Annotated in this window: 16 protein-coding genes; 5 read left to right on the forward strand and 11 right to left on the reverse strand. The window is 72.9% G+C overall.

All coding sequences use genetic code 11. From position 1 onward, the window contains the following. Window positions 1-16 precede the first annotated feature (16 nt). The gene (locus NON19_RS12875; protein WP_255927490.1) at window positions 17-1,126 is read right to left on the reverse strand and encodes an SDR family oxidoreductase; all 1,110 of its coding nucleotides are present in this window, start codon (window positions 1,124-1,126) and stop codon (window positions 17-19) included. Between the two features lie 144 nt (window positions 1,127-1,270). On the opposite strand from NON19_RS12875, the gene NON19_RS12880 reads away from it, so the two are divergent. Both NON19_RS12880 and NON19_RS12885 read left to right on the forward strand, forming a co-directional pair. Then, window positions 1,271-2,704 (forward strand): zinc-dependent metalloprotease, encoded by a 1,434-nt coding sequence (locus tag NON19_RS12880; RefSeq protein WP_255927492.1) that lies wholly within the window; start codon window positions 1,271-1,273, stop codon window positions 2,702-2,704. After that, window positions 2,701-3,234 carry an NUDIX hydrolase gene (locus NON19_RS12885; RefSeq protein WP_255927494.1) on the forward strand — a complete coding sequence of 178 codons (534 nt, stop codon included), beginning with the start codon at window positions 2,701-2,703 and terminating at the stop codon, window positions 3,232-3,234. The genes NON19_RS12880 and NON19_RS12885 overlap by 4 nt, the downstream gene beginning before the upstream one ends. Before the next feature lie 17 nt (window positions 3,235-3,251). On the opposite strand, the gene NON19_RS12890 is transcribed toward NON19_RS12885, so the two are convergent. Continuing rightward, a complete protein-coding gene (locus NON19_RS12890; RefSeq protein ID WP_255927496.1) occupies window positions 3,252-3,854 on the reverse strand; it encodes a M48 metallopeptidase family protein in 603 nt (200 codons plus the stop codon). Window positions 3,855-4,080: 226 nt separating this feature from the next. Between NON19_RS12890 and NON19_RS12895 the strand changes: the two genes are divergently transcribed. Beyond that, complete coding sequence (locus NON19_RS12895; RefSeq protein ID WP_255927498.1) at window positions 4,081-5,268, forward strand: TOMM precursor leader peptide-binding protein; 1,188 nt, start codon at window positions 4,081-4,083, stop codon at window positions 5,266-5,268. Then, the gene (locus NON19_RS12900; protein WP_255927500.1) at window positions 5,249-6,598 is read left to right on the forward strand and encodes an ABC1 kinase family protein; all 1,350 of its coding nucleotides are present in this window, start codon (window positions 5,249-5,251) and stop codon (window positions 6,596-6,598) included. Before NON19_RS12895 ends, NON19_RS12900 begins: the two co-directional genes overlap by 20 nt. Window position 6,599: 1 nt before the next feature. Here NON19_RS12900 and NON19_RS12905 read toward each other — a convergent pair whose 3' ends face one another. The 5 genes from NON19_RS12905 to NON19_RS12925 all read right to left on the reverse strand — a co-directional run bounded on the left by NON19_RS12905 (window position 6,600) and on the right by NON19_RS12925 (window position 10,503). Further along, window positions 6,600-6,809 carry a hypothetical protein gene (locus NON19_RS12905; protein ID WP_255927502.1) on the reverse strand — a complete coding sequence of 70 codons (210 nt, stop codon included), beginning with the start codon at window positions 6,807-6,809 and terminating at the stop codon, window positions 6,600-6,602. A gap of 94 nt (window positions 6,810-6,903) precedes the next feature. Then, window positions 6,904-7,212, reverse strand: a complete 309-nt coding sequence (locus NON19_RS12910) for a putative WhiB-interacting protein (protein ID WP_255927504.1) — start codon at window positions 7,210-7,212, stop codon at window positions 6,904-6,906. After that, window positions 7,209-7,574: a WhiB family transcriptional regulator gene (locus tag NON19_RS12915; RefSeq protein WP_255927505.1), complete on the reverse strand. Its 366-nt coding sequence runs from the start codon at window positions 7,572-7,574 to the stop codon at window positions 7,209-7,211. Before NON19_RS12915 ends, NON19_RS12910 begins: the two co-directional genes overlap by 4 nt. A 163-nt stretch (window positions 7,575-7,737) precedes the next feature. After that, window positions 7,738-8,079, reverse strand: coding sequence for a hypothetical protein (locus NON19_RS12920; RefSeq protein ID WP_255927507.1), 342 nt, complete (start codon window positions 8,077-8,079; stop codon window positions 7,738-7,740). Between the two features lie 153 nt (window positions 8,080-8,232). Further along, window positions 8,233-10,503 (reverse strand): ATP-dependent DNA helicase UvrD2, encoded by a 2,271-nt coding sequence (locus NON19_RS12925; RefSeq protein WP_372514120.1) that lies wholly within the window; start codon window positions 10,501-10,503, stop codon window positions 8,233-8,235. Window positions 10,504-10,751: 248 nt separating this feature from the next. On the opposite strand from NON19_RS12925, the gene NON19_RS12930 reads away from it, so the two are divergent. Next, entirely contained in the window at window positions 10,752-10,994 is a 243-nt protein-coding gene (locus NON19_RS12930; RefSeq protein ID WP_255927509.1) for a mycoredoxin, read from the forward strand. Between the two features lie 5 nt (window positions 10,995-10,999). On the opposite strand, the gene nudC is transcribed toward NON19_RS12930, so the two are convergent. The 4 genes from nudC to NON19_RS12950 all read right to left on the reverse strand — a co-directional run bounded on the left by nudC (window position 11,000) and on the right by NON19_RS12950 (window position 20,478). After that, window positions 11,000-11,914 carry an NAD(+) diphosphatase gene (nudC, locus tag NON19_RS12935; RefSeq protein WP_255927596.1) on the reverse strand — a complete coding sequence of 305 codons (915 nt, stop codon included), beginning with the start codon at window positions 11,912-11,914 and terminating at the stop codon, window positions 11,000-11,002. A gap of 129 nt (window positions 11,915-12,043) precedes the next feature. Beyond that, a complete protein-coding gene (locus tag NON19_RS12940; RefSeq protein WP_255927511.1) occupies window positions 12,044-13,441 on the reverse strand; it encodes a dipeptidase in 1,398 nt (465 codons plus the stop codon). 33 nt (window positions 13,442-13,474) lie between these two features. Further along, window positions 13,475-16,972, reverse strand: coding sequence for an ATP-dependent helicase (locus tag NON19_RS12945; protein WP_255927513.1), 3,498 nt, complete (start codon window positions 16,970-16,972; stop codon window positions 13,475-13,477). A gap of 47 nt (window positions 16,973-17,019) precedes the next feature. After that, window positions 17,020-20,478: an ATP-dependent helicase gene (locus tag NON19_RS12950; RefSeq protein WP_255927515.1), complete on the reverse strand. Its 3,459-nt coding sequence runs from the start codon at window positions 20,476-20,478 to the stop codon at window positions 17,020-17,022. Window positions 20,479-20,706: the final 228 nt, after the last annotated feature.

A 20,706-nucleotide genomic window follows, 5' to 3' on the forward strand; every position in this document is an offset into this window, starting at 1 on the left:
GGGCTCCCGGGAGCGCTTAGATTCCGCGCCGCTTGCGTGCCCGCCGTACCAGTGCCGCGGTGCCCACCAGTGCCACGGTGGCTCCGGCGGCGCCCAGCGAGGCGGCGGCGTCCTTGCGGCCGAGCCGTCGACCGGCGACCGTGTGCCGACCCGCGACCTCCTCGAGCAGTTCGGCCAGCACCTCCTCGTTGGTCCACTTCGGCCGCCAGCCCGCCTCGTGCAACCGGCTGCCGCTGACCACCCACGGATGCATGGTGTACTCCAGGTCACCGGCCGGGGACGGGGTCAGACCGAGCCGGTGCAGCCGGGCGGCGGCGCCGAGCGCCACCGACTGCGGCAGTTCCATGCGCCGGATCCCGGACAGCTCCTCGACCTCCTCCTGTTCAAGCCAGCCGTCGCAGCCGACCGCCATCTCGCCCTCGGCCTTCTCCAACGCCGCGTACTCCAGCGCGGAGACGAGATCCTCGACATGGCAGAACTGCCAGCGGGGACGGCTGCCCGCCACCACCAGCAGGCGCGGTGACTCGAAATAGCGGGTGAGCGCGGTGTCCATACCGCCGACCAGGACGGCTGGCCGCAGCACGGTGACGTTGAGTCCCGGGTGGGCGCGCGGCGCACGGCGGCCGAGCCGCTCGATCTCCAGCAGGTCCCCGACGCAGGTGGCCTCGGCGGTGGCCCGCAGCGGGGCGTCCTCGGCCAGCGGAACATCGTTGTCGGGCAGTGCCCCGTAGACCATCGCGGAGGTGACCAGGACCACTCTGCGCACCCCGGCCGCCGCCGCGGCGGTGAGCACGGTCTGGGTGCCGCGCACGTTGAACGCGGTGCGCGCCTTGGGGTCGGACTCCAGGTTCAGGTCCAGCGCGAGGTGCACCAGCACGTCCACCGGGTGTCCTTCGACCCGCAGCCGGTCGGCGATGGCCGGGTCCCGTACGTCCATCACCCGCCACAGCGCGCCGGGTACCTCGCCGCGCCGCTCGTCGATCGCCACGACCTTTCTGACCTCGTCCGAGGCGGCCAGCCGCAGGGCAAGCAGGTGCCCGACACCGGATGCCGCGCCGGTGACCGCCACGACCGGCCCCGAGGTGTGGATCCGCCCTGAGCGAACGTTTGGTGCCGGGGAACTCACCAGGTGTCTCCCACTGTTGTCTTGGTACGAGGTAGGTACGAGGTACGCAGGTCCCATCCTGCCTGAGAGGTGTCTAGGCTGGTGGTACAGCCCTGACAAGCCCGCAAGGCAAACCGTTTCGACCACACAGAGCCGAGGAAGCCCGTGAGTGACACCCCATTTGGATTCGGCGTGCCTCCGGAGGAGCCCGAGGACGGGGACGAGGGCAAGAAGAAGGGTCTGCCGGGCGGCGACCCCTTCGGCGGCGGCAACCCCTTCGGCTTCGGCGGCGGCACGACAGGCGGTGGCGACAACCCGCTGGCCGCGATGTTCGGCTCACTGAACCCCAACGACCTGGGCGCGGCCTTCCAGCAGCTCGGCCAGATGCTCTCCTACGAGGGCGGGCCGGTGAACTGGGAGATGGCGAAGGACATCGCTCGTCAGACGGTCGCCCAGGGCGCCCAGAACGGCACCAAGGACGCCAGTGTCGGTGCCAGCGAGCGCGCCGCCGTCGAGGAGGCGCTACGCCTGGCCGACCTGTGGCTCGACGGCGCCACCTCGCTGCCGTCCGGTTCCGGGGTGTCGGTGGCGTGGAGCCGGGCCGAGTGGGTCGAGGCGACGCTGCCCGCCTGGAAGGAGCTGGTCGACCCGGTCGCCGAGCGCGTCGGCGCGGCGATGGGTGGCGTACTGCCCGAGGAGATGCAGGCCATGGCGGGCCCGCTGCTCGGCATGATGCGCTCCATGGGCGGTGCCATGTTCGGCACCCAGATCGGGCAGGCTCTGGGTGTGCTGGCGGGCGAGGTCGTCGGCTCTACCGACGTGGGGCTGCCGTTGGGCCCGGCGGGCAAGGCGGCGCTGCTGCCGGTGAACATCGCGGCGTTCGGTGCCGGACTCGGCGTTCCCGAGGGTGAGGTGCGGCTCTACCTCGCCCTGCGCGAGGCGGCGCACCAGCGGCTGTTCGCCCATGTCCCGTGGCTGCGGGCGCACTTGTTCGGCGCTGTCGAAGGGTACGCGCGCGGCATCAAGGTCGACACCGCCCGCCTTGAGGATGCGGTGGGCCAGCTCGACCCGGCGAATCCGGAGGCGCTTCAAGAGGCGCTCCAGCAGGGCATGTTCCAGCCCGAGGACACTCCTGAACAGAAGGCGGCGCTGGCCCGGCTGGAGACCGCGCTGGCACTGGTCGAGGGCTGGGTGGACGCGGTGGTGCACGCCGCCGCCGCACCGCACCTGCCGTCGGCGGGCGCGCTGCGGGAGACGCTGCGGCGGCGCCGGGCGACCGGTGGCCCGGCCGAGCAGACCTTCGCCACGCTGATCGGCCTCGAACTGCGGCCCCGGCGGCTGCGGGACGCCTCCCGGCTGTGGGCGTCGCTGGGCGACGCGCGTGGCATGGACGGGCGGGACGCGCTGTGGGCGCACCCGGACATGCTGCCGACCGCCGAGGACCTCGACGACCCGGACGGCTTCGTGCACCGCGAGGAGGACATCGACTTCGACGCGCTGGCCAAGATGCTCGGCGAGGCCGCCGAGGGCCGGGCCGGCGGCGAGGGCGGAGCGAAGGACTCCGAGAAGGAAGACGGCAAGGGCGACGGCGACAAGTGAGTCTGCACGCGGACGCGGCGCGCGTCCTCAAGGAGTGGGCACCACCGGTCTCCTCACCTGATCAGGAGCAACTGCGCCTGGCCTACCTGGAACACCTCGCCCTCCATCCGGACGGAATGTGGAAGTCCTGCGGCGAGGGCCACATCACGGCCAGCGCCCTGGTGGTGGATCCGAAGAACGGCACGGTCCTGCTCACCCTGCACCGGAAGCTGCGCATGTGGCTGCAGATGGGCGGCCACTGCGAACCGGCCGATCCGGCGCTCGCGGAAGCGGCGTTGCGCGAGGCGACCGAGGAGTCCGGGATCACCGGCCTCGCCCTGCTCCCTGGCGGACCGGCGCGCCTCGACCGTCATCTGACGCCCTGTGCCTGGCACTTGGACGTGCAGTACGCGGCGCTCGCCCCGCCCGGCGCGGTCGAGGCGATCAGCGACGAGTCGCTCGACCTCCGCTGGTTCCGCTACGACGAGGTGCCGTCGGTGGCCGACGAGTCGGTGGTCCGGCTGGTCGCCGCGGTACGCGAACTGCTGTAGCGGAAGCGGTAGTTCTGCTACTGCCCGGACTCTTCGTCGCGGGCGGCGGGCAGATGGGGCAGCCGCCCGGCCGCCACGACGCCCTCAAGGTAGCCGCGTGCCCGCTCGGTGCGCGGGTAGGCGTCGAGGAGCTTCCAGAACCGCGGGCCGTGGCCGGGCACGAGCAGGTGCGCCAGCTCGTGCAGCAGCACGTAGTCGATGACGTACTCGGGCATGCCCTGGAGCCGGTGCGACAGCCGGATGCTGCCCTCGGCCGGGGTGCACGAGCCCCATCGGGTGTTCTGGTTAGTCACCCATCGCACGTTGTCGGGCACGGCACGGCCGCCGAGGTACTGCGCGGAGAGCCGCGCGGCGCGCTCGGCGAGTTCCGCGTCGCCCAGCATCCGTCTGCTCTCCTGGGCGGCGAGCTTGTCCAGCATCACCGTGATCCAACGCTGCTCCTCAGCAGCGGACATCCGGGCAGGAATCAGGACGATGGTGCGGTTTCCCTCACGGTAGGCCGAGACCGTTCTACGGCGGCGGGCACTACGGCGCACCTCCACCGCGCTCGCCCGGACACCGTGGGGCTGGCTGCCGAGCGGTTGGCTGCGGGAGACGTGATGGGCGGGGTCGGCGGACACGGGACGACGGTACCGGCTCGGGCGCGGTGAAGTCCCGTCTCCTCGACAGGTGGCCACCGCAGGCGTATCAAACGACTATTCCCCACACCCTGTGGATAACTTTCAGCGCGCGTCGGCCCCCGCGGGCAAGCTGAGTACCGACCGGGTCCGCACCGGACTCGGGCCGGGACCACAACTCCCCGCCGCGCAAGGACGGTTGGGAGCGGAAAACACCACGGGGGTAGTCATGCACACCGTTCACGCCGGACATCCGATGCTCAAGCCCGCCCTGCGTCGTAGTTGGCGGGACCCACAGACCCTCCAGTTCGGTATGGACCCCGCCCACGCCGTGGTGCTGGGCCCGTTGGACGACCCCGCCGCCCGCTTCCTCGGCCTGCTGGACGGCACCCGCGGTCCCGGTCTGCTGCGCAGCGAGGCGGCGGCGCTGGGGCTCGCCCCGGACCGCGCTGACCGGCTGCTGGGCACCCTCGCGGACGGCGGGTTGCTGGACGACGCCGACGGCGCGGTGCGACTCGGCACGGTGATGCGGCACCAGGCCGGTGCGCTGGAGCGGCTGCGGCCGGATCTGGCGTCCCTGTCCGTGGTCCACCCGGAGCCGGGCGCGGCCGCCGCCCGGCTGGCGGCCCGACAGGCGGCACGGGTGAAGGTGTGCGGCGCGGGACGGGTCGGCGCCTCGGTGGCCGCCGTGTTGTCCGCGGCCGGGGTGGGCCGGGTGGACGTGGCGGACGGCGGCGAGGTCGAGCCGTGGGACGCGGCACCGTGCGGGATCCCCGCGGCCGCGGTCGGCGAGCGCCGGGAGACGGCGGCCCGGGGCGCGGTACGACGAGCCGCACCCGATCCGCGCCGCGAGGCCCGGCCGGTCCGTCCCGAGGCGGCTTTGGCCCTCGCGGTGCTCGCGCCACGGGACGGCCTGGCGGCCTACGCACCCGATCCCGGCGGCGCCGAGCCGCTGATGACGGCGGGCATCCCGCATCTGTACGCGGGAGTGGTCGAGGGCACGGGGGTGGTGGGACCGCTGGTGATACCGGGTCGGTCAGCGTGCGCGGAGTGCCTGGAGCGCGCCCGGGCCGAGGCTGATCCCGCATGGCCGCGGATACTCGCCCAGCTGCGGTCGGGACGACCGCCCGGGGTGCTGCCCTGTGACATCGCGCTGGCGACGCTCGTCGCCGCCCTGACCGCCGCGCACGCGCTGGCGCTGCTGGACGGACGGCGGCCGCCGAGTGTGTCCGGCCGGGTGGAGTTCTCACTGGCCGGGCTGGGGATGCGGGTGGTGGACGTCGCGCCCCACCCGGAGTGTGGATGCGGTGCGGTTGACGCGTCGGCGGCGCGCGACAATGACCAGGTGACCACCCCGCGCCTATCGCGGGCCGCACGGGGATACGAAAGAGGGGCGCATGTCGGATCTTCCGCGTAAGGCAGTGACCCGGACCGCGAAGCTCGCCGCGCTACCTCTCGGCTTCGCGGGCCGAGCCACCTTGGGTCTGGGCAAGCGAATCGGGGGGCGACCGGCCGAGGTTGTGGCCAGCGAGTTGCAGCAGCGAACCGCCGAGCAGTTGTTCAAGACGCTGGGCCAGCTGAAGGGGGGCGCCATGAAGTTCGGTCAGGCGCTGTCCGTCTTCGAGGCCGCGCTTCCCGAGGAGGTCGCGGGGCCCTACCGGGCCGCGCTGACCAAGCTCCAGGACGCGGCGCCGCCGATGCCCGCCCGTACCGTGCACGATGCGCTGGCCAAGCGGCTGGGCGACGGCTGGCGGGAGATGTTCGCGCAGTTCGAGGACAAGCCCGCCGCGGCGGCGTCCATCGGCCAGGTGCACCGCGCGGTGTGGCACGACGGCCGCGAGGTCGCGGTCAAGGTGCAGTACCCGGGCGCGGGTGAGGCGCTGCTGTCCGATCTGTCGCAACTCGGCCGGGTGGCCAGGCTGTTCGGGCCGCTGATCCCGGGCATGGACATCAAGCCGCTGATCAGCGAGCTGCGCGACCGGGTCTCCGAGGAGCTGGACTACGAGTTGGAGGCGGCCGCCCAGCACGCGCACGCCGCCGAGTTCGCCGACGACCCCGACGTCGTGGTGCCCGATGTGGTCTACCAGGCGGACCAGGTGCTGGTCACCGAGTGGCTGGACGGTGTGCCGCTGGCCGAGGTGATCTCCGGCGGCAGCCAGGAGGAGCGCGACCGGGCGGGGCAGCTGCTGGCCCGCTTCCTGTTCGCCGGACCGGCCCGCACCGGGCTGCTGCACGCCGATCCGCATCCGGGCAACTTCCGGCTGCTGGTCGACGACGGCCCGGCCGACGGCTGGCGGCTCGGCGTACTGGACTTCGGCACGGTGGACCGGCTGCCGGACGGGCTGCCGCTGCCGATCGGCGCCTCGCTACGACTGGCGCTGGACGGCGACGCGGAGGCGGTGCACGCGATGCTGTGCCAGGAGGGGTTCGTCAAGCCGTCGATCCAGCTCGACCCGGACGCGGTGTTGGACTATCTGCGGCCGATCATCGAACCGGCCCGGGTGGCGGAGTTCACCTTCGGGCGCGGCTGGATGCGCCATCAGGCGGCCCGGGTCGCCGATCCGCGGTCGCCCGCCTACCAGTTGGGCAAGCAGTTGAACCTGCCGCCGTCGTATCTGCTGATCCACCGGGTGACGCTGAGCACCATCGGGGTGCTGTGCCAGTTGGACGCCACGGTGCGGCTGCGCGACGAACTGCTCGACTGGCTGCCGGGCTTCGCCGAGGAGGAGGAGTCCGAGACGGCGTGAGCTACCACCAGGCGGAGTCGAGACGGCCCTCGATCCCGCGGATGTTGGCCCGGGCGCACTCCTCGCAGAAGTAGCGGCGGACACCGCCCTCCACGGAGCAGGTCCAGGTGATCGGCAGGGGTTCGGCGGCGGTGCCGCAGCGGGCACAGGCCACGGGCTCCGATGGCGCGGAAGCGTCGTCAGAAGCGGGTTGCTGAGTCTTCTGATCCACCTACCGACGATACCTCTGCCCGCCGGACGGAACGGGACACAACGCACCGCGGGACCGGTCCCCTGAGGGAACCGGTCCCGCGGTGCGGCGTCGGCTACTGCATCACCACGAGGGCGAGTGCCCGCCGGGCCCGCAGCGAGGCCCGCTCGGCCCGCCGCTGAAGCCGCCGGGCCCGCAGCAGCCGCCGGGCGACCCGTTCGGACTCGGCCTCGTAGAGCCTTTCCTGCACATGCGCCCGGGCCAGGGCTTCTTGGATGAGATGCATCTCGTGGGTCCTGTTCTGACGCGCTGGCGCGCCTGCGAAACGGGCGGGGATATCGGTGGCGGACATGGTCATCGGAGCCTGCTTCTGGGGGTCGTGCGTCGGGGGGTTGTCGATAGTTGCGGGGGCACGGAGCTTCATGCCAGGACCTCGTTCTTGCGCGGACGGCCACGCGGCCGCTTGCGGGGCACCACGACACCCTGGACGAACAGCTCACCGCCCCAGACGCCCCACGGCTCGCGGCGCATCTTGGCGCCCGCGAGGCACGCCTCGCGCACCGGGCAGGTCTGGCACAGCGACTTGGCGTACTCGACGTCAGCCGGGGTCTCGGCGAAGAAGACCTCCGGGTCGTACGACCGGCACGGGACGGGCACGCCGAGGCGCTCGATCTCGTCGTCGAGCGCGGTGAGGGGTAGCAACGGGACCTCCGGAGATGCGGTCTGGGCGGGCGGGGGGATCGTTTCGGAAGGCGGTACGGACGGGGCGTGCGGTTCGGGGTGCACGGTCGTGTCTTCCTCGTCTGTCGGTCCGGCGGTGGCCGGACGTGGTCGGTACCGGGTCGGCTTTTCCGAGGCCCCTTCGCCTGTCTCACTCGCGCAAACAGAAGGGCCGCGGATCCCGGTTTGCGGGTTCCGCGGCCCTGGAAGGTGCCGACCTGATGTCGTATCAGGCTGGATCTCTCCAGGGTTTGAGCCCACGGAAGGCCCGCATCTTGCGGTGGTGCTGCGTCGCTACGGTCGTGCTGCCATCGGCCGCGAAGCCGCTGGCAAAGGCGGCGGAGCCGCCGAAGCCGCCATTCGCCTCAAGGAGTCCGGCACCGTTGGCCCACGACGCATAGGCGTACGCCTGTGCCGCCACTGCCACCGATGCCTGGGTCGGTCGCTCGTTGGTGACAGCGAGCAGGCCGGTGCCGCGTTCGGCGGCGGCCGGAATGACGGAGGAGCCGGGCAGGCAGGAGGCGACGGCCGGACGACCGGTCATTTTCACGGTGTTGATGAAGCTGGTCATTGGGCTCGCCTCCTCTCGGCGTCTCGTAGGGCGTATGGAACTGGGTCGTGCGAAGTCGTGCTGGTTCAGTACATCACGGCTGCCTCGGCCCCCGGAAGGGGCCTCAGTGACCGTGCTCCCGCAGGCTATGAGGATTTCCTCGGCCCACGCAAACTATTTTTCCAACGAATCCTCAACCGGCCCATCAGGAGCCCCACCAGGCGTTTTTCCGGAATCCGAAGTTCCGCACTCGTCGTTGCCCGATCCGGGCTCCTCACCCGCGCACAGCGCCAGGACATCGGCGCCGAACCGCCGCAGCTTGCGGGCTCCCACCCCGGCGATCCGGCTCAGCCCGGCCGCGTCCGACGGCACCGTCTCGGCGATCGCCAGCAGCGTCTTGTCGGTGAACACGCAGTACGGCGGCTGGCCCAACTGCCGCGCCTGCTCGCTACGCCATTCGCGCAGCCGCTCGTAGAGGCCCTCGTCCAACTCGGAGGGGCAGTCCTCGCAGCGCATCAGCTTGATCTCGCCCGCCTCGGACAGACTGCGCCCGCACACCCGGCAGTGCACCGGACCGCGCCTGCGCCGCCCGACCGCAGGCCGCTCCACACCGGACCGCGCACCGCCCCCCGGCGCCCCACCGCGCGCCGCCGTCCCCGGGCGCAGCCCGGTCAGGAAGCGCGAGGGCCGACGGCCCGCACGCCCACCGGGAGCCCGGGAGAGTGACCAGGAAAGGGCGAGGTGGCGACGGGCCCGGGTGACGCCCACATAGAGCAGTCGCCGCTCCTCCTCCACCTGCTCGTCGGTCTTGGCGTAGGTGATGGGCACCATGCCCTCGCTGAGCCCGACCAGGAACACCGCGTCCCACTCCAGGCCCTTGGCGGCGTGCAGTGAGGCGAGCGTGACGCCCTCGACGGTGGGGGCGTGCTGGGCGCCCGCCCGCTCGTCGAGTTCGGCCACCAGATCGGCGAGCGTGGCCTGCGGCCGGGCCCGTACGAAGTCCTCGGCGAGCCGGACCAGGGCGGCCAGTGACTCCCAGCGGTCGCGCACCGCACCGGAACCGGCGGGCGGCTCGGGGGTCCAGCCACGCGAGCCGAGCACCGCGCGCACCTGCGCGGGCACATCGGCCTCGTCCAGACCGGCCCCCGCCCCTCCCCCGGCGCGGGCCGCGCCACGCAGCAGCATTCCGGCCTCCCGCACCTCGGGGCGCTCGAAGAACCGCTCGGCGCCGCGCAGTTGGTACGGCACCCCGGCGTCCGCGAGGGCCTGCTCGTAGACCTCGGACTGGGCGTTGACCCGGTAGAGGACGGCGATCTCGCTGGGCCGGACCCCGCTCGCGATGAGGTCCCTGATGCGGCGGGCGGTGCCCTCCGCCTCGGCGGGCTCGTCCGCGTACTCGGTGAAGGCGGGCTCCGGTCCCGGCTCGCGCTGTGAGACCAGCTCCAGCCGGTGGGCGGCGGCCTGGCCGCGCGCCTGTGCCAGCAGGCCGTTGGCCAGGTGCACCACCTGCGGGGTGGACCGGTAGTCGCGCACCAGCTTCACCACGGTGGCGTCCGGGTAGCGGGCACGGAAGCTCAGCAGGAACTCGGGGGTGGCGCCGGTGAAGGAGTAGATGGTCTGGCTGGCGTCCCCGACCACGCACAGGTTGCCGCGGCCGCCCACCCACAGGTCGAGCAGCCGCTGCTGCAGCGGGCTGACGTCCTGGTACTCGTCGACGACGAAGTGCTGGTACTGCGAGCGGACCTGCTCCGCCACGTCGTACCGCTCCTCCAGCACGCCCACTGTGAGCAACAACACATCTTCGAAGTCGATCACCGAGCGTTCCCGCTTGAGTTGCTCATAGGCGGTGTAGACCCGGGAGATCTCGGCGGGATCGCGCGGCGCCTCGCGGCCCGCCTTGGCAACGGCGGCCGGATAGTCCTCGGGCACCGTCTGGGTGACCTTGGCCCACTCGATCTCGCCCGCCACGTCCCGCAGTTCGTTGCGGTCCAGCCGGATCCGCACACGCGCCGCGGCCTCCGCCACCAACTGGACCTTGCGCTCGACCAGTTGGGGCAGCGGGCCGCCGACCACCCTCGGCCAGAAGTACTGGAGTTGGCGCAGCGCCGCCGCGTGGAAGGTACGCGCCTGCACCCCGCCCGCGCCGAGCTGCCGCAGCCGTCCGCGCATCTCGCCCGCGGCTCGCGCGGTGAAGGTGACCGCCAGCACGCTGGCGGGCTGCACTATGCCAGCACGCACCCCGTAGGCGATCCGGTGGGTGATCGCCCTGGTCTTGCCGGTGCCCGCACCGGCGAGCACACACACCGGCCCGTGCAGCGCGGTCGCCACCGCGCGCTGCTCGGGGTCAAGGCCCTCCAGTACCGCGTCGGCCCCCTCCGGCGGTTCCGGGAACTGGGTCGACGGCGGCACGGCTGGGAACAAAGGGGAGTCCGTTGCTGCTGTCACCCCGCCATGCTGCCAGGTCCACCGGGACGCCCGGGAAAGTTATCCACAGGCGGAGTTGTCCACAGGCCCCGCCCGGACGCTCTTCCTCCGGGCTACTGTCGACCTCCGGGCTACCGTCGACCGGACGGCCGCCTGGGAATGGTCCGCGATGGTTTCGCGTTCCACCACTGCACTCACCCCACGGCCGTGGCCGAGCGGCTCACCCATGCCGAACGCGCCTGCCGAACCCGCCAAGATCAGGAGGACCGATGCCGGGGACCATCACGATGTACAGCACCACCTGGTGCGGCTACTGCCGCCGTCTGAAGAGCCAGATGGACCGCGAGGGAATCGCGTACACCGAGATCAACATCGAGCAGGACCCGGAGTCGGCGGCCTTCGTCGAGAAGGCGAACGGCGGCAACCAGACCGTGCCGACCGTCCTCTTCGCGGACGGCAGCACCCTGACCAACCCCTCCCTCGCCCAGGTGAAGGCGAAGGTAGGGGTCTGAGCCGGTCAGCCGCGCGGCAGTGGCTCGCCGAACCACAGCTCGATCAGCCGGGCGGCAATGGAGATGCCGGTCGGCGGCAGCACGTCGCCGTGCCCGATGGCCCGCCGGTACTCCTCACGGGAGAACCAGCGGGCCTCGTGGATCTCATCCCCGTCCACGCTGATCTCGGATGAGGTGGCCCTCGCCATGAAGCCGAGCATCAGGCTGGAGGGGAACGGCCAGGGCTGGCTGGCCACGTAGGACACCTCGCCGACGCGGACGCCCGCCTCCTCCAGGACCTCGCGGACCACCGCCTGCTCGATGGACTCACCCGGCTCCACGAAGCCCGCCAGCGTGGAGAACCGCCCCTCGGGCCAGTGCACCTGGCGGCCGAGCAGCGCCCGGTCCTGCTCGTCGGTGACCAGCATGATCACCGCCGGGTCGGTGCGCGGATAGTGCTCAGCGCCGCACGCCGGGCAGCGGCGCACATGGCCCGCGGCGGCGATCACCGTCCGCTGACCGCAGCGCGAGCAGAACCGGTGCAGCCGCTGCCAGTTCTCCAGCGCCACCGCGTGCACCATCAGGCCCGCGTCCCGCTCGGAGAGCAGCCCGCCGACCTCACGCAGCCCGGCCGGGCGGGCGGCGTCGTCCATCCGCCCGGGCAGCGCGTCCTTCTGCAGCGCGAAGTAGCTCACGCCCTGTTCGTCAGTGCCCAGGAAGTAGCGGTGCTTCTCGGTGGCCGGTGCGTCGAAGGAGGGCACCAGCACGAGTTCGGTGCGGCCGTCGGCGGTGTCCTCCACCAGCACCTGGCCGCCGGAGACCACCAGCACCCGGGTGGACGGGTGGCTCCAGGCGGCGGCCAACCAGGCCTCGTCCAGCCGGTGGTGGGCGGCCCGGTCGATGCCGGGGCGGGCGAGCGCGAGCGGCTTGCCGCTCACCATGCCGATGGCTGCGGGGTTCTGCGTGCCCGGGGCGAGGGGCAGGTCACTTACGGACAAGACGGCTTCCAACTCCCCGTATCGGGTGGATGGTTACTCACTCAGCGGAACCCGAGCAGATCACACGGGTGGTCAACGCTGCCAATTCTCGGCCAGTTCGCTCCACAGGTACGCGGTGGTTTCCACGCCCTTGAGGAGCAGATCGAGCTCGACCTTCTCGTTCACCGAGTGCCAACCGTCGGACGGCACGGAAATTCCCAGGAACAGCACCGGGACGCCGAGCACGTCCTGCAGATCGGCGGCAGGACCGGAGCCACCCTCACGAGTGAACCGCACGGTCTTGCCGAAGGCCCGCTCCATCGCCCGCACCGTGGACCGCAGCGCGGGGTGGTCCAGCGGCGTCAGGCAGGGGCGGGTGGTGCCCCAGAAGGTGATCTCGTGCCGGATCCCGGCGGGCAGCCGATCGGCGACCCAGTCCCGTACCGACTGTTGGATCTTGGCCGGGTCCTGGCCCGCGACCAGCCGGAACGACAGCTTCAGATGGGCGGAGGCGGGGACGATGGTCTTGCCGCCGGGCCCGGTGTAGCCGCCGTAGAAGCCGTTGACCTCGGCGGTCGGGCGGGCCCAGACGCGCTCCAGGGTGGTGTACCCGGACTCGCCCAGCACCCCGTGGGACTTGGCGGTACGCAGCCAGGAGGCCTCGTCGAAGGGCAGCTCGGCGAACAGCTGCCGCTCCCGGTCGGTGAGTTCGGTCACATCGTCGTAGAAGCCGGGGATGGTGACCCTGCGGTCCGCGTCGTGCAGCGCGGCCACCAGCCGGGCCGCCTCGGTGGCCGGGTTGGGCACCGCGCCGCCGAAGGAGCCGGAGTGGATGTCCTGGTCCGGCCCGTACAGATCGATCTGGCAGTCGGCGAGGCCGCGCATACCGGTGCACACGGTCGGGGTGTCCGCGGACCACATGCCGGTGTCGGAGACGATCACCGCGTCACAGGCGAGGCGGTCGGCGCGCTCGCGCAGCAGGGCGGCGAAGTTTGGCGAGCCGGACTCCTCCTCGCCCTCGATCAGCAGCTTGAGGTTGACGGCGGGCGCGTGCCTGCCGGTGGCGGCCAGGTGCGCGCGTACCCCCAGGGTGTGGAAGAACACCTGGCCCTTGTCGTCGGCCGCGCCGCGCGCGTACATCCGGCCGTCCCGTACCACCGGTTCGAACGGCTCGCTGTGCCAGCCGTCCTCGCGGGCGGCGGGCTGCACGTCGTGGTGCCCGTAGACCAGCACGGTCGGCGCGTCGGGGTCGCCGGACAGCCACTCCGCGTAGACCGCGGGCAGGCCCGCGGTCGGCCAGACCTCCGCGATCGGGAAGCCGGTGGCGCTGAGCTCCGCCGCGAGCCACTCGGCGCTGCGCGCCACGTCCTTGGAACGCTCCGGGTCGGCGGAGACGGAGGGGATCCGCAGCCACTCGACGAGGTCGTCGAGGAAGGCCGCGCGGTGCGCGTCGATGTACGCGCGGACGGCGTTGTCCGGTGCGGTGCTCATGCGCCCGAGCCTAACGGGGACGATCCGAACACTTCACCCCGCAGGGTCCTCGGCCAGCTCACCGCGCAGCAGCCGCTCCAGCGCGGGCCGGTCGGGCAGCGCGGCGGGGCGGACCACCTGCCCGGTGCGTACGTGGACGAAGGCCGCCGTCACCCGCTCCGGGGGCAGACCGTGCTGCTCGGCCCAGGCGAGCCGGTAGACGGCGAGCTGGAGCGGGTCGGCGGTCGGCCTGCGGCCGGTCTTCCAGTCGATCACCTCGAAGCCGTCGCCGTCCCGGTACACCGCGTCGATCCGGCCGCGCACCACCCGCCCGGCCAGCACCAGCTCGAAGGGCGCCTCGACGCGGTACGGGGTGCGCTGCGCGTACGGGGTGCGCAGATACGCCTCCTTGAGCGCCGCCAGGTCCCGCTCGTCGGCGACCTCCTGGTCGCCGTCCGGCTCCACCCCGGTCAGCTCGTCCAGGCCGATCAGCGGGAGCTCCTCGAAGCGGGACTCCACCCAGGCGTGGAACAAGGTGCCGCGCCGGGCCTCGGGACGCGGCTCGCGCGGCATGGGGCGGGCCAGCTCACGGGCGAAGTCATCGGGGTCGGCGGCGAGCCGCAGCAGCTGTGAGGCGGACAGCGACCGCGGCACCGGCACCTCCCGCACGGTCGAGCGGGCGCGGCGCAGCTCCCCGGCGAGCGCGCCGAGGTCCCGGTCCCAGGACTCGACGAGCCGCGCCTCCTCCGGCGACAGCGCGGGGCCCGCGGCCGGGCCGGACGGGGGGTGCTCTCGGGCGCCGGGGGCCGGGTCGGCGGCGGGTGCATGATCCGGGCTGTGGTCGACTTGGGCAGGTATGGGACGATTTGTCGACCAGTCGTCCCACTCGCCGTCCAGCGGATGCTCGTCCTCCGGTAGGAGGCCGTCGAACTCGTCATCCGGCGGCGAGTCCAAGAAGTCCTCGTCCGGCGGCGCAGCCTCGAAGGCGTCCTGCGGTGCGAAACCGTCGAAGTCGTCGCCCACCACCGGCGGCCACTGCGGGTCGTGCCCGCCGCCCTGGTCGGTCGGCGCGTCGAGCAGCGCCAGTACCGTCTTCGCCGCCTGGCGACGGCGCTCCAGCGCCTCGGGGTCCAGCGGCAGCGGCCAGGCGTGGTCGGTGTCTGCCTCCAGGGCCGGGTTCTCCGCGTCAGTGGCCGGTTCGTCCGCCCAGTGCTCGATCTCGCCGTGGCCCGCCTCGCAGTGCGCGCGCAGCCGCAGCAGGAAGTCCGAGGGGCCGCGCCGCTTCTTCTGCGTGGGACCCCACCAGTGCCCGGAGGCGAGCAGCAGCGAGCGCGGGCGGGTGAACGTCACATATCCCAGGCGGAGTTCCTCGGTGGAGTTGTGCTCCTTCATCGCCGACTTGAACTCGTCAAGTCCCCGCTTGGTCCACTCGCCGACATCCGGCAGCGTGGCCGCGTCGCCGCGCAGCGAGTGCGGCAGCACCTTTCCCTGCCAGGGCCACAGTTCGCGCACCTTGGTGCTGGGGAAGGCGTCGCGCACCAGGCCCGGCACCGCCACCACGTCCCACTCCAGGCCCTTGGACTTGTGCGCGGTCAGCACCTTGACCGTGTTCTCGCCGCCCGGCAGCGAGCCGTCAAGCCCCTTCTCGAACCGCTCGGCCGTGCGCAGGAAGGCGAGGAAGGCCAGAAGGGTGGCATCGCCGTCCAGTGAGGCGAAGTTGGCGGCGATGTCCAGGAAGGACCGCAGCGTCTCCCGGCGGCGGGCGGCCAACGCCTGTGGGGACGCCGACAGTTCGACCTCCAGGCCGGTGACCGCCAGCACCCGGTGCAGCACGTCCATCAGCGGTTCGGCCAGCGAGCGCCGCAGATCGCGCATCTCGGCCGCGAACCGGGCGAACCGCTCCCGGGCCTCCGGCGAGAACGGCAGCCCGTCGTCGGGCTGTTGGGCGTCCAGGAACGTCTCCAGGGCGTCGGCGAGCGAGACGACCTCGGCCGGGTCGACACCCTCGACGGCCTGCGCCAGCCGGTCCTGCTCACCGTCCGCCGACCCGTACCGTACGAGCAGCCGGGCGCGGCGGCCGAGCAGCGCCAGATCGCGCGGGCCGATCCGCCAGCGCGGGCCGGTGAGCAGCCGGACCAGGGCGGAGTTGGCCGTCGGATCGTGCAGCACCTGACAGGTGGCGACCAAGTCGGCGACCTCGGGCAGGTGCAGCAGCCCGGACAGGCCGACGACCTCCACGGGGACGTCCCGGGCCACCAGCGCGGCGTGGATGTCGGCGAACTGGCCCGTGGTGCGGCACAGCACGGCGATCTCGCCGGGCGGGGTGCCGGTGGCCACCAGATGGCGTATCGAGTCGGCGAGCCAGTCGATCTCCTCGCGCAGCGTGCCCAGCAGGGCGCAGCGCACCACACCGTCGCGCTCCGCGCCGGGCGCGGGGCGCAGCGCCGCGACGCCCGCGTGCCGACCCCGCAGTGGCGCCGCCAACTCGTTGGCGAAGTCCAGCAGTCGGCCACCACTGCGCCGGTTCTCGCTCAGCGAGTACCGGCGGGCCAAGGTGCCGTCGGCGGCCCGGAAGTGCGTGGGGAAGTCGTCCAGGTTGGCCACCGAGGCGCCGCGCCAGCCGTAGATCGCCTGGCAGGGGTCGCCGACCGCGGCGACCGGATGGCCCGTGCCGTCGCCGAACAGCCCGGCCAGCAGCAGGCGTTGGGCGACTGAGGTGTCCTGGTACTCGTCGAGCAGCACCACGGCGAACTCCTCCCGCAGCAGCGCGCCGACCTCCGGGTGGGTGAGGGCGAGCGTGGCGGACAGGGCGATCTGGTCGCCGAAGTCGATCAGACCGCGCTGACTCTTCTGCTCCCGGTACACCAGGACGAGCCCGGCCAGGTCGGCGCGGGCCCGTACGGCGGGCGCCACCTCGCGCACCCAGGCGAAGCCGCGCCGGTCCGGGTCGAGTTGGTCGAGCCGCTCGGTGAGCGCGGCGTCGTGGTCGCGCAGCCGCGGTACCGGCACCAGGTGTTCGGACAGTTCGCCATCGAGCGCCAGCAGGTCGGCGGTGAGCGCGGGCAGCCCCTTGGTGAGCGCCGGATACGGGCCGGGGGCGGCCTGGAGCACTCGGGCGGCCAGTTGGTACCGGGTGGCGTCGGCCAGCAGCCGGGCGTCGGGCTCAAGGCCGATGCGCAGTCCATGGTCTTTCAGCAGTTGTCCGGCGAAGGCGTGATACGTGGAGATTCGCGGATCTCCAGGCATCTCGTCCGGATTCGCCGGATCCGGGTCGGTAATGCCCGCCTGTACCAGTGCCTTGCGCACCCGCTCGGACAGCTCGCCCGCCGCCTTGTTGGTGAACGTCAGCCCCAGCACCTGCTCGGGCGCGACCTGCCCGGTGCCGACCAGCCAGACCACCCGCGCCGCCATCACGGTGGTCTTCCCCGACCCGGCCCCGGCCACGATGACGTTCGGGGCGAGGGGTGCGGTGATACACGCCATCTGCTCCGCGGTGAACGGGATGCCGAGGAGCTCCTTGAGCTGCTCGGGGTCGGTGATACGGGAAGACACCCCAGTGAGGCTAACGGGCACCACTGACAGTCGGCGCCGATCGCCCGTTACTCCACCACCTGCCGCCCCTCGGGCCGGGCGCTGCACGCCCGGCGGAACGAGCAGCGTTCGCAGTGCTGGCCCGGGGTGGGGGTGAAACGTTCGTCCAGGACCCGGCCCGCGGCGGTGACCAGGAGGTCGGCAGCCCAGTCGCCGTCCAGCGGTGGTTGCGCCTGCACCTTCGGCAGGGCGTCGCCGCCCTCCTTGCGTACCGCTCCCTGGCGCAGGTGCACCAGCTCCGCGCCGCCTGGCCGGGTTCCGTGGTCGCCCAACGCGCCTTCGCGGACGGCGAGTTGGTAGACGGCGAGCTGCGGGTGCCGGGCGACCTCCGCGGCGGTCGGCGGGGTTCCCTTGCCGGTCTTGAAGTCGACCACGTACAGGCTGCCTTCGGCGTCCCGTTCCACCCGGTCCATGCTGCCGCGGATCCGCACCGCGTACTGGCCCGCCTCAAGGGTGACGTCGAAGCCGTGCTCCGAGGCGACCGGTTCCCGGCCGCGCTCCATGACGTGCCAGCGCAGGAAGCGCTCCAGCGCGGCCCGCGCCTGCTCCCGTTCCTGCCGCGACTTCCAGGGCGCGTCGAAGGCGAGCGCGTCCCAGACCGAGTCCAGCCGCGCCATCAGCACGTCGAGCGCGGCCGGGCTACGCCCGGTGGCGACCTCGTCGGCGAGCACATGGACGACGTTGCCGAAGCCCTGGGCGGCGGTCGACGGGTCGTCGGCCCGCACCTCCCGGCCGAGGAACCACTGCAGCGCACAGGTGTTGACGAGCTGGTCCAGCGCGCTGCCGGACAGCGTCAGCGGCCGGTCCCGGTCACGCAGCGGGGCGGTGGCGCGGGTCGGCTCATTAAGTCCCCACCAGCGTTCCGGATGGGCGGCCGGCACCAGGGGGTACCCCTCGTCATCGCGCAGTGCCGCCAGCCGGGCCAGCCGGGTGGCGGCCGCGGCGCGCAGCGCGGGGGAGGCGGCGGGGTCGACGGTGGTGGCGCGCAGTTCGGCGACGAGCGCGGCCACCGAGAGCAGCCGGCGGGGCCGGTGCGTCACGTCAAGCGGCTCCACGCCAAGTTCCGACAGGAAGCGGGACGGCTGGTCACCGTCGTCCGCCGGGGCCTTGACCGCGGTGACGACGAGCCGCTCCTTGGCGCGGGTGCAGGCGACGTAGAACAGCCGCCGCTCCTCGGCGAGCAGGGCGCCCGGCGGAAGCGGTTCGGCGAGCCCGTCGCGGCCGATCCGGTCCGCCTCAAGCAGTGAGCCACGGCGCCGCAGGTCGGGCCACAGGCCCTCCTGTACGCCCGCCACGACCACCAGCCGCCACTCAAGTCCCTTGCTGCGGTGGGCGGTCATCAAACTGGCCGCCTCCGGGCGGACGGCCCTGCGGGACAGCACGTCCGCCGCGATGTCCTGCGCGTCCAGTTCCTCAAGGAAGTTCAGCGCGCCCCGACCGCCGGTGCGCTGCTCGGCACGGGCCACGGTCTCGAACAGCGCGCAGACCGCGTCGAGGTCCCGGTCGGCGTTACGGCCCGCCGCGCCGCCGCGCAGTGCGGCGCGCTCCAGCCGCTCCGGCCACGAGGTGCCGGACCATAGGCACCACAGCGCCGCCTCCGCGGTACCGCCACGGGCGAGGATCCCGCGCGCCTGCCGCAGCAGCCCGCCCAACTGCTGGGCGCGCCTGGCGTACCCGGGGTCATGCGCCACCAGCAGCTCCGGCCGCGCCAGCGCCTCCGTGATCAGCACGTCCGACGGCCGGGGCACCGCTCGTCCGGCGGCCCGCTCCTCCTCCCGCAACGCCCGCCCCAGGCGCCGCAGTTCGGCGGCGTCCATACCGCCGAGGGGCGAGGTGAGGAGGGTCAGGGCGTCCTCTACGGGGAGCCAGGCGGGTTCCGGCTCGGCGGTGGCGGGGGCGTCGGGCTCCGCCGTTGCCGGGACGGGGACCTCCAGGGCCGCATCGGGCGCCGCCGCTTGGGGGGCGGCGGCGTCGGGCCCCGCGTTCGCCGGAACGGCAACCTCCGGTTCGGCGGCCGCCGCAGGCGCCCACGGCGCGCCCGCCTCGCGGGGCGCGGGGACGGCCGAGGTGTCGCCGCCCTCCGCCAGCACCGCGTTCGCCGCGACCCGTAGCGCCAGCAGCAGCGGGGCCACCGCTGGTTCCTGGCGCAGCGGAAGGTCGTCACCGGTGATCACCACGGGGACGCCCGCGGTGGTCAGGGCGCGGCGCAGCGCGGGAAGGGAGCGCGCGCCCGCGCGCACCAGTACCGCCATCTCCCGCCACGGAACGCCATCTTCCAGGTGTGCCCGGCGCAGGATGTCGGCGATGTTGTCGGTCTCGGCGCCCGGCGTCGGGTACGTGACGACCGCCACGCTCCCACCGTCCCGTACCGCCGTCAGCTCGCGATGAGCGCGTACCGCCTCCGCCGGGAGGCGGGTGAGCGGCATCCGGCGGGTGATCAGGCGGGTCGCGGCCAGCAGGTCGGCGCCCGCGCGCCGGGAGACGCCGAGCACCTGGACGGGGGCCGGGCGGCCGTCCGCGCGGCGGAAGTCGGTCGGGAAGTCAAGGATGCCGCCCACGTCCGCGCCCCGGAACGCGTAGATGGACTGGTCGGGATCGCCGAACGCCACCAAGGTGCGGCCGCCGCCCGCGATCGCCCGCAGCAGCCGCAACTGCGCGGCGTCGGTGTCCTGGTACTCGTCGACGAACACCGCGTCGTACCGCCCGCTGTCCGGACCCAGCCGTTCCGCCAGCAGGGCCGCGCGGTGCACCAACTCCGCGTAGTCGATGGCCCCTTGGGCATCCAGTACATCGAGGTACTCGGCAAGGAAACCGGCCGCCGCCGCCCAGTCCGGCCGCCCGGCCCTGGCCGCGAAGGCGGTCAGCTGATCGGGTCCGAGGCCCAGCTCACGGCTGCGCGCCAGGACCGCCCGCACCTCGTCCGCGAAGCCCCGGGTGGTCAGGCAGGCGCGCAGCTCGTCCGGCCAGCGCACCGAGCCCAGGCCCGCCCGCTCCAGCTCGACCTGCCCGGCCAGCAGGTCCCGTACCGCCAGGTCCTGCTCGGGGCCGGACAGCAGGCGCAGCGGGTACGCGAACAGCTCGGGGTCCTGGTGGGCGCGGACGAACCCGTAGGCGAACGAGTGGAAGGTGGTGGCGCGGGGCGCGCCCACACCGCCGAGCCGGGCCGCGATACGGTCGCGCAGTTCGACGGCGGCCCTGCGGCTGAAGGTCAGCACCAGGATCCGCTCGGGGTCGGTGCCCTGGCGCACCCGCTGCGCCACCGCCTCCACCAGCGTCGTCGTCTTTCCGGTGCCGGGACCGGCGAGCACCAGAAGCGGTCCGTCCGCGTGGTCAACCACCGCGCCCTGCCTGGCGTCCAGAACAGGGAGCGCGGACGGTTCCGGACGGGTGCGGACCAACCGGTAGCCGCCGACGGCCGCGGTACGGGCGGGCCGGTCGGCGGTGGGACGAGTGGACGAGGAGGTCACGTGGATCGGCGGTTCCGGTTCCGTGCGGGGTGGTACTGGGCGCGTTGGCGCGGTTCGCGGACAGCCCCCGACGCTACGCGACGCGCCTTGGACGGTTCATCGCGGCTCTCCGCCTCAGCCTGCTCCCACGACCGCTCCGGCGTCCCGGAAACCCCGCGACGATCATCAGCCTCACTCGTTCGGGGGCGGCGCCGGGCGCTGACCTGGGCCGCTACTCCGTACGGGCGG

The sequence above is a fragment of the Streptantibioticus rubrisoli genome, assembly GCF_024436055.1.
Lineage (GTDB): Bacteria > Actinomycetota > Actinomycetes > Streptomycetales > Streptomycetaceae > Streptantibioticus_A > Streptantibioticus_A rubrisoli.

Bases quoted from the DNA above. Each gene is read 5' to 3' on its own strand.
- NON19_RS12895 (WP_255927498.1), top strand. From the start codon at position 4,081: ATGCACACCGTTCACGCCGGACATCCGATGCTCAAGCCCGCCCTGCGT.
- nudC (WP_255927596.1), bottom strand. From the start codon at position 11,914: ATGGTGAGCGGCAAGCCGCTCGCGCTCGCCCGCCCCGGCATCGACCGG.
- NON19_RS12910 (WP_255927504.1), bottom strand. From the start codon at position 7,212: ATGAAGCTCCGTGCCCCCGCAACTATCGACAACCCCCCGACGCACGAC.
- NON19_RS12920 (WP_255927507.1), bottom strand. From the start codon at position 8,079: ATGACCAGCTTCATCAACACCGTGAAAATGACCGGTCGTCCGGCCGTC.
- NON19_RS12900 (WP_255927500.1), top strand. From the start codon at position 5,249: ATGTCGGATCTTCCGCGTAAGGCAGTGACCCGGACCGCGAAGCTCGCC.
- NON19_RS12930 (WP_255927509.1), top strand. From the start codon at position 10,752: ATGCCGGGGACCATCACGATGTACAGCACCACCTGGTGCGGCTACTGC.
- NON19_RS12940 (WP_255927511.1), bottom strand. From the start codon at position 13,441: ATGAGCACCGCACCGGACAACGCCGTCCGCGCGTACATCGACGCGCAC.